General features: G+C 68.4%; 6 protein-coding genes. 3 read left to right on the plus strand and 3 right to left on the minus strand.

The window, feature by feature from the left end:
• Nucleotides 1–215 precede the first annotated feature (215 nt).
• Nucleotides 216–662 (minus strand): DUF4396 domain-containing protein, encoded by a 447-nt coding sequence (locus tag VNJ47_08930; GenBank protein ID HXG28959.1) that lies wholly within the window; start codon nt 660–662, stop codon nt 216–218.
• A 144-nt stretch (nt 663–806) separates the two neighbouring features.
• Between VNJ47_08930 and cueR the strand changes: the two genes are divergently transcribed.
• From cueR to VNJ47_08945, 3 genes are read left to right on the plus strand one after another with little or no spacing between them, the layout of a single operon-like run.
• A complete protein-coding gene (gene cueR, locus VNJ47_08935; GenBank protein ID HXG28960.1) occupies nt 807–1,262 on the plus strand; it encodes a Cu(I)-responsive transcriptional regulator in 456 nt (151 codons plus the stop codon).
• A complete protein-coding gene (locus tag VNJ47_08940; GenBank protein ID HXG28961.1) occupies nt 1,252–2,952 on the plus strand; it encodes a copper resistance system multicopper oxidase in 1,701 nt (566 codons plus the stop codon). The genes cueR and VNJ47_08940 overlap by 11 nt, the downstream gene beginning before the upstream one ends.
• Entirely contained in the window at nt 2,949–3,809 is an 861-nt protein-coding gene (locus tag VNJ47_08945) for a copper resistance protein B (GenBank protein HXG28962.1), read from the plus strand. The genes VNJ47_08940 and VNJ47_08945 overlap by 4 nt, the downstream gene beginning before the upstream one ends.
• Before the next feature lie 13 nt (nt 3,810–3,822).
• Here VNJ47_08945 and VNJ47_08950 read toward each other — a convergent pair whose 3' ends face one another.
• Together VNJ47_08950 and VNJ47_08955 are read right to left on the minus strand one after the other, a co-directional pair.
• On the minus strand, nt 3,823–5,958 hold the full coding sequence (locus VNJ47_08950; protein HXG28963.1) for an FAD-dependent oxidoreductase: 2,136 nt from the start codon (nt 5,956–5,958) through the stop codon (nt 3,823–3,825).
• 96 nt (nt 5,959–6,054) lie between these two features.
• On the minus strand, nt 6,055–6,928 hold an 874-nt coding region (locus VNJ47_08955), incomplete at its 5' end, for a GNAT family N-acetyltransferase (GenBank protein HXG28964.1).

The following is a 6,928-nucleotide window of genomic DNA, read 5'->3' on the forward strand; positions in this document are numbered from 1 at the left end:
GCCGAGGCGGAGCTGGAAGGCGAGTCGCGCGCCGTCGCCATGCGCCTCGCAAAACTGAACCGGCCCGCCTATGCCGCCACCAAGCATCGCGTGCGTACGCCGGTATTGCAGGCGGTGCGTGCCGGCCTCGAGGCGGACCACAAGCAGATCCGCCTGTTCATGCTGCCGCAGTAGCGGCCGGCGCGGCACGGTGCCGGCGCCGGCCGCCCGCGTGCTCAGTGGCAGGGCTTCTTGATGCTACGGCGCAGCAGCCAGTAGTTCATCGGCCAGGCCGCGGCGAAGCCGGCCGCCATCGCGGCGATGAAGCCAGTCCAGAACACCGGCACGAAGATCGAGCCCGCGGTCACGCCGCCGACGTGGTAGTCGGTGAAGTTCATGGCGAGTTCCATCACCGCGATGGACAGCGTCTCGCCCAGCCAGAGGGTCTTGAACGCCTGCCACGGCCGCAGGCCCTGGCGGATCAGCGGCAGCAAACCGAGCGAGTAACCGCTGATGAAGGCCAGCCCGGTCGCGAAGGCCATCGTGAACCAGGGGCTCCAGCCGAGTGTCACACCGATGGCCAGGCCGATCCACTCGCCGATCGCGCAGCCGGTCAGACAGTGCAGGGTGGACGCGGTGGCCAGGCCGGCCAGGCTTGCGCCGGGGCTGTGATGGGTATGCATGCGAGTACCTCCGTCATTGGCCCGGGATCGGGCGCCGATACAGGATCAGGCTTCCCATGATAGGAAGGTCAACAGGCGGGTGCGGCTTGACCTTCCCACCGTGGTAAGGTGCAGGCTGACACCTGCCATTCCACAGGGTGCGCCATGCCGAGCGAGCAGAGCGGATTGATGGGCGGGACGGGCAAGGCTGCCGGCGACTTCAACATCGGCCAGGCCGCGGTCGCCTCCGGCGTGTCGGCCAAGATGATCCGCCACTACGAGTCACTGGGGCTGATCCGCAAGCCGCGCCGCACGCTGGCGAACTACCGGGTCTATACCGAAGCCGACCTGCACATGCTGCGCTTCATCCGCCGCGCCCGCGACCTCGGCTTCTCGATGCGCGAGATCAAGGACCTGCTCGGTCTGTGGCAGAACAAGCGCCGCGAGAGCGCGCAGGTCAGGCGCCTGGCCAGCGCCCATGTCGAGGCGCTGGATCGCAAGATCGAGGAAATGAAAGCCATGCGCGATGCGCTGCAGGACCTGGTGCGCCGCTGTCATGGCGATCGGCGACCGGAGTGTCCCATCCTCGACGACCTGGGCGGGGCCGCGCATGGGCATTAGCCGCCGGCGTTTCGTGCAGGGCCTGGCGCTGGGCGGCGTCGCCGCCGGCTTTGGCCTGTCCCGCGCCGGCTGGGGGAAGGGCTATCCGGACGGGCCGCAGACGCTGCGCGGCAGCGAATTCGACCTGACGATTGGCGAGACGACGGTCAACTACACCGGTCGGCCGCGCATCGCCACCACGATCAACGGCACGCTGCCCGGGCCCACGCTGCGCTGGCGCGAGGGCGATACCGTCACGTTGCGCGTGCACAACCGCTTGGCGCAGACCAGCTCCATCCACTGGCACGGCATCCTGCTGCCCGCGAACATGGACGGCGTGCCGGGGCTCTCGTTCCGCGGCATTCCGCCGGGCGGGACCTACAGCTACCAGTTCAGGCTCCGGCAGAGCGGCACCTACTGGTACCACAGCCACTCGATGCTGCAGGAGCAGACCGGCCTGTACGCGCCGCTGATCGTCGAGCCGCGCGAGCCCGAGCCCTTCCGCTACGACCGCGACTACGTGGTGATGCTGTCCGACTGGACCGACGAGGATCCGCACCGCGTCTTCGCCAAGCTCAAGAAGATGCCGGAGTACTACAACTTCAACCAGCAGACGCTGGGCGACCTGCTGCGCGACATCCGCGGCGAGGGCTTCCGCCCGGCACTGGCCGAGCGCCTGATGTGGGGCCAGATGCGCATGAAGCCCACCGACATCGCGGACGTCTCGGGCTATACCTACACCTATCTGATGAACGGCGTGACGCCGGCCGGCAACTGGACGGGGCTGTTCCGGCCCGGCGAGAAGATCCGTCTGCGCTTCATCAACGGCGCGGCCATGAGTTTCTTCGACGTGCGCATCCCCGGGCTGAAGATGACGGTGGTGGCGGCGGACGGGCAGAACGTGCACCCGGTGACGGTGGACGAGTTCCGCATCGGCGTGGCCGAGACCTACGACGTGATCGTCGAGCCGGACGCCGATGCCGCGTACACGATCTTCGCCCAGGCCCAGGACCGCAGCGGCTACGCGCGCGGCACGCTGGCGCCGCGCGCCGGCATGAGCGCGGCGGTGCCGGCGCCGGATCCGCGCGTGCTGCTGACCATGGCCGACATGGGTCACGGCGGAATGGAACATGGCGGCATGGATCACGCTGCCATGGGCCACGGCGCGCACGGCGGCCTCACGCATCCCGCCAGCGAGACCGGCAACCCGATGGTGGACATGCAGACCATGATGCCGGCGCCGAAGCTGGATGACCCCGGCATCGGCCTGCGCGACAACGGCCGCCGCGTGCTCACCTACGCCGACCTCAAGAGCCTGTTCGACGATCCGGACGGCCGCACGCCGGGCCGCACCGTCACGCTGCACCTGACCGGGCACATGGAGCGCTACGTGTGGTCCTTCGACGGCATCAAGTTCGCCGATGCCGAGCCGCTGCGCTTCAGCTACGGCGAGCGGCTGCGCGTCGAGCTGGTCAACGACACCATGATGGAACATCCCATCCACCTGCACGGCATGTGGAGCGACCTCGAGGACGAGCACGGCCGCTTCAAGGTGCGCAAGCACACCGTCAACATGCCGCCGGGCACACGGCGCAGCTTCCGCGTGACGGCGGACGCGCTCGGGCGCTGGGCCTTCCACTGCCATCTGCTGTACCACATGGAGGCGGGCATGTTCCGCGAGGTGCGGGTGGATGAGGGCGGCGCGACATGACCGGGCCGCAAATGCTGCGCTTCGCGTTGGCCCTCGGCCTGTCGGCGGCCGTCATGCCCGCGGGGGCCGCCGAGGACACCCATCACGGGCATCACGGTCACGAGCCGCCCGCAACCGCGGCGCCGGCGCAGCAAGCGCCGGTGCCGCAGATCCCCGCGCCCACCGACGCCGAGCGCGCCGCGGCCTTTCCGGATCTTGACGGCATGGAGCATGCCCACGGCATGGACACGCCGGACATGCTCTACCTGCTGCTCGACCAGTTCGAGTGGGTGGACGCCGATCACGGCGGCGCGCTGCGCTGGGAGGCGATCGGCTGGTGGGGCAATGACGAGCGGCGGCTGTGGCTGCGCACCGAAGGCGAGCGCGCGGACGGCGAAACCGGGCGCGCCGAGCTGCAACTGCTGTTCGGCCGCCCGCTGGCGCGCTGGTGGGACCTGCTCACCGGCCTGCGCCATGACACCGAGCCCGGCCCCTCGCAGACCTGGCTGGTGCTCGGCGTGCAGGGCCTGGCGCCCTACTGGTTCGAGACCGAGGCCACGCTGTTCGTCGGCGAAAGCGGCCAGAGCAGCCTGCGGCTGGAAGTCGAGTATGAGTTGCTGCTGACCAACCGGCTGATCCTGCAGCCGTTGCTGGAGATCAATGCCTACGGCGAGGACGACCCGGCGCGTGGCCTCGGCTCGGGCCTGGCCAGCACCGAGGCGGGCCTGCGCCTGCGTTACGAGATCCGCCGCGAGATCGCACCCTACCTCGGCGTCAGCTGGGAGAAGCGCCACGGCGACAGCGCCGACTTCGCGCGCCAGGCCGGCGAGGATGTCTCGGACACGGCCCTCGTGGCCGGCATCCGGCTCTGGTACTGAAGCGGACGGATAGTCAGCCGCGCCGCCAGGCGTGGAATTTCTGCAGCAGCTTCAGCGCCCACTGCGGCGCGTGCGCGCGCTTCCACTCGCCGGCCGCGTACTTGTTGGCCTCGGCCAGGGTCGGGTAGATGTGGATGGTGCCGAGGATCTTGTTCAGGCCGATGCCGTGCCGCATCGCCAGGATGTATTCGGCGATCAGGTCCCCGGCATGCTCGCCGGCAATCGTCACGCCGAGGATTTTGTCCTTGCCGGGCACGGTCAGCACCTTGACCAGGCCGTGCGCTTCGCTGTCGGCGATGGCGCGGTCGAGGTCATCGATGTGATAGGTGGTGACCTCGTAGGGGATACCCTTTTCCTTCGCCTCCAGCTCGTTCAGGCCGACCCGCGCCACCTCGGGCTCGGTGAAAGTGGCCCAGGGAATCACTGAATAGTCCGCTTTGAACTTCTTGATGCCGCTGAACAGCGCATTGACCGAGGCATACCAGGCCTGGTGCGCGGCGGTGTGCGTGAACTGGTAAGGCCCGGCCACGTCGCCGCAGGCGTAGATGTTCGGGTAGTTGGTCTGCATGAACTCGTTGACCACCACCGTGCGGCTGACCTCGACGCCCAACTCCTCCAGCCCGTAGCCCTTGAGGTTGGCCACGCGCCCGACCGCGCACAGCAGCTCGTCGAAGTCGATCAACACCTCGGCGTCCAGGTATTCGCAGACCAGGGTCTTCTGGCCGTTGGCGACGCGGATCTCCTTCGCCTTGTGGCCGGTCAGCACGTCGATGCCCTCGGCCTCGAAGCGCCGGGTCACCATTTCCGAGATGTCCTCGTCCTCGCGCGGCAGGATGCGCGGCAGCATCTCGATCTGCGTGACCTTGCTGCCCAGCCGCGCGAAGGCCTGGGTGAGCTCGCTGCCGATCGGTCCACCGCCCAGCACGCACAGGCGCTTCGGCAGCTCGCGCATCTCCCAGATGGTGTCCGAGGTCCACACCCGGATCTGGTCGATGCCGCGGATCGGCGGCACGAAGGGCCGCGCGCCGGCGGCGATCACGATGTTGCGCGTGGTCAGGGTTTCGCCGTTGACCTCGACCGTCCACGGCGAGGTGATCTTCGCATTGCCCTCGATACAGTCCACACCCAGGCCGGTGTAGCGCTCGACCGAATCGTGCGGCTCGATGGCCTTGATGACTTTATGCACGCGGTCCATGACCTCGGCGAAGTCCATCTCCACGCTGGCGTCGCGCATGCCGAACTCGCGCGCGCGGCGCACGTGCTCTATGAACTTGGCGGAGCGGATGAGCGCCTTGGACGGCACGCAGCCGGTGTTCAGGCAGTCGCCGCCCATCTTGTGCTTCTCGATCAGCGTGACCTTGGCCTTGATCGCTGCGGCGATGTAGGCCGTCACCAGGCCGGCGCTGCCGGCGCCGATCACCACGATGTTGTTGTCGAACCGCTTCGGCTTCTTGCCGCGCCAGCGCGCGTACACGCGCCGGGCCTTGACCGCGTCCACGATCTTCTTGGCGATCAGCGGGAACACGCCCAGCAGCACGAAGGCAGCGATGAGTTTCGGCGAAAGCAGGCCGGACAGGGACTCGATCTGCGCGAGCTGCGTGCCGGCGTTCACGTAAACCAGGGTGCCGGCCAGCATGCCGACCTGGCTGACCCAGTAGAAGGTGACGGTCCTGATGGGCGTGAGGCCCATCGCCAGGTTGATGACGAAGAACGGGAAGATCGGCACCAGCCGCAGGGTGAAGAGGTAAAAGGCGCCTTCCTTCTCCACGCCGCGGTTGATCGCCGCCAGCCGGTCGCCGAACTTCTGCTGCACCGCGTCGCGCAGCAGGAAGCGCGCCACCAGCATCGCCAGCGTGGCGCCGATCGAGGAGGCGAAGGACACGATCACCGTGCCCCACAGTAGCCCGAAGATCGCGCCGGCGGCCAGCGTCATCACCGCCGCGCCGGGCAGCGACAGGCCGGTGACCGCCACATAGATGAGGAAGAAGGCGGCCACGGTCTCGAGCCGGTGCGCGGCGTAATAGGCCATCACCTCGGCCTGGCGCGACTTGAAATATTCGAGGCTGAGGTACTGCCCCAGGTCGAAGATGAAGAAGCCCGCCACCGCCGCCGCGAGCGCTGCCAGCAGCAGCCCTTTTCCCTTGCTCATGTCAGCTCTCCCCCGTGCGAGACGACAGTGTCAGGTATTCGGCCGGCCCCGCCCAGCCCCCGGCGTCCGCCATCCATGCCCGGCCGTCCAAAAGGCTCAAGTGACGGGCAGCCGCAGCCGCTCCCGCTGCCACTCATGGCGCGGCTTGCGCAGCCGCAGGCGCAGCGTCATCACATCGTTGGCCTCGTCGGGCTGGCACTGGAAGCCGAGTTTCTGGGCCAGCCGCAGCATCGGCTTGTTGTCGGGCAGCACGCTGCCGACGATCTCCAGCGTGCCCTGTTCACGGCAGTAGCGGATCATCTTCTTGAGCAGCGTGCGGCCCAGGCCCTCGCCGCGCAGGTCGTCGCGCACGACCACCGAGAACTCGGCGCGGATGTTGTCCGGGTCGCGCCAGGCGCGCACCTCGCCGAGGGTTTCCTGCCCGCCGTCCACCGGGTTGACCGCGCTGGCGATGAACACCATCTCGCGCTCGTAGTCGATCTGCGTCATCTGCGCCAGCTCGGCGTGCGAGAAGTTCTTGCGGTTGTAGAAATAGCGGAAGCGGATCGAGCGCGGCGACAGCCGCTTGTGGAACTCCAGGTGCGCCGGTTCGTCCTCGCCGCGGATCGGCCGCAGCTCCACGTGGCGGCCGGAGCGCGGCAGCACCACCCACTCGCTGAGATGCTGGGGATAGGGCGGGATGGCCAGCGGCGGCGCCTGCCGTGGCTCGCCCAGGCTGGCGGTCATGTCGAGTGCCAAGAGGCCGTCGCGCGACAGCGTCAGCGGATTGATCTCCAGCCCGCTCAGCTCGGGAATCTCGATGATCATCTGCGACAGCGCCACCAGCGCGCCGCACAGCAGCTGCAGGTCGGCGTCCGCCCGCGGGCTACCCTCCAGCACGATGCGCTCGATGCGCGAGCCGCGGATCAGGTCGCGCGCCAGCGCCAGGTTCACCGGCGGCAGACCGATGCGGCGGTCTTCCAGCGTGGTG

Source organism: Nevskiales bacterium, assembly GCA_035574475.1.
Classification (GTDB): domain Bacteria; phylum Pseudomonadota; class Gammaproteobacteria; order Nevskiales; family DATLYR01; genus DATLYR01.